Origin of the sequence: Henriciella sp., assembly GCF_029937755.1 — a bacterium.
Classification (GTDB): Bacteria; Pseudomonadota; Alphaproteobacteria; order Caulobacterales; family Hyphomonadaceae; genus Henriciella.
In genome coordinates, this window is the sequence record NZ_JAPYPG010000031.1 from 1 (window position 1) to 1,169 (window position 1,169).

A 1,169-nucleotide genomic window follows, 5' to 3' on the forward strand; every position below is an offset into this window, starting at 1 on the left:
GTGCAGGGCATCCCGCCCGACATCACGTCAGTCGAGCAGATTCCAGACGACTGGACGCCCGCGCCACTCACTGTCACGTCCCAAGCCGTCCGCGAGGTAGTGACCAAGCACGCGCCCGATGCGAACTTTGCGGACCCGCACTGGGGCCAAGTCAGGCTCTCTGGCGCTGACATCGAGGTCAACCTCAGCGATGAGGAACCGCTCATGTCCTTCGCTATTCACGTACGGGGCAACCCAACGGCGGCCAATCAGTTCGTGTCAGCCGTGCTCGCGAGTCTCCACCTCCGCGCATTCGACGCAGATTCCGAGCCCGGGCTCTTCGAGTATGAGCAGCGCGGCGAGTCGCACCACGGGACTGGTCAGACGACGTGACAGATGAATGGTTCCGGTCGCCTGACTGGTCGGCTGAGGCGCAGAAGGACTTCGAGGCCCGGTTGGCGCGAGCCCGGCCGTACAACCGTGCGCAGTACGTGCGCATCAAGGGATTGGCGCTCCATAAGGCAGGCGAACGCCGCGGCGCACGCGAGTTGTGGGAGCGCGTCCTGCAGAGCACCGAGGAACTCGCCACGACTCAGCAGGCATCGGCCTTGGAGCACCTTGGCGACTCCTACGTGGGCGATAACGCCGCGGCTGCCGAGGACTACTACCGGAGACTCCTGGAGGAGCATCCGACACTCAACGGAACGTCGCACACCGCCGAGATATCCCTTGCCGAACTCCTCATCGGCAAAGGCAACAGGGACAGTATGGAAGAGGCGCTGGCGCTCTTGAACTCGTTCCTTGAACGCGGCACGTCTCAGTTCCCCAGCGTGCTGTTCCGCTGGCATCTGGCGCTCATCAGCATCGCTCAGGCGACAGGCGAGAAAAAGACCGTGCAGCGCGCGGCGAGAACCGCGCTGGACTTGGCGTCCCGTGGCCCGGTCTTCCCACGACACAAGGACGTCGGTGTGGTCGACGCCGATGCCAAGACCCTGCGTCGCCTGCGCAAGCTCGCCAAGTAGCGCTGCATGGGCGCACTATCCAGATTCACCTGACCGGCTGCCGAAGACGTATCAAGCGTCTGGCCGCAGTTTTCACATCGTGCGCGCCGGAAAGTCCACACAGAGTTGGCGATAAGAGGGCACGAGTGAGGCACCGCCAAGCGGACGCGTGACGGCATGCACTGTCGG

1 protein-coding gene and 1 pseudogene are annotated in these 1,169 nt (G+C 64.0%); both read left to right on the forward strand.

What is annotated here, in order from left to right; all coding sequences use genetic code 11:
* Positions 1 to 372, forward strand: a pseudogene (locus Q1K29_RS18425) (hypothetical protein); the annotation flags it as partial.
* Positions 369 to 1,001, forward strand: a complete 633-nt coding sequence (locus Q1K29_RS18430; RefSeq protein ID WP_300396848.1) for a hypothetical protein — start codon at positions 369 to 371, stop codon at positions 999 to 1,001. The pseudogene Q1K29_RS18425 and the gene Q1K29_RS18430, both read left to right, overlap by 4 nt.
* The last annotated feature ends 168 nt before the right edge of the window (positions 1,002 to 1,169 follow it).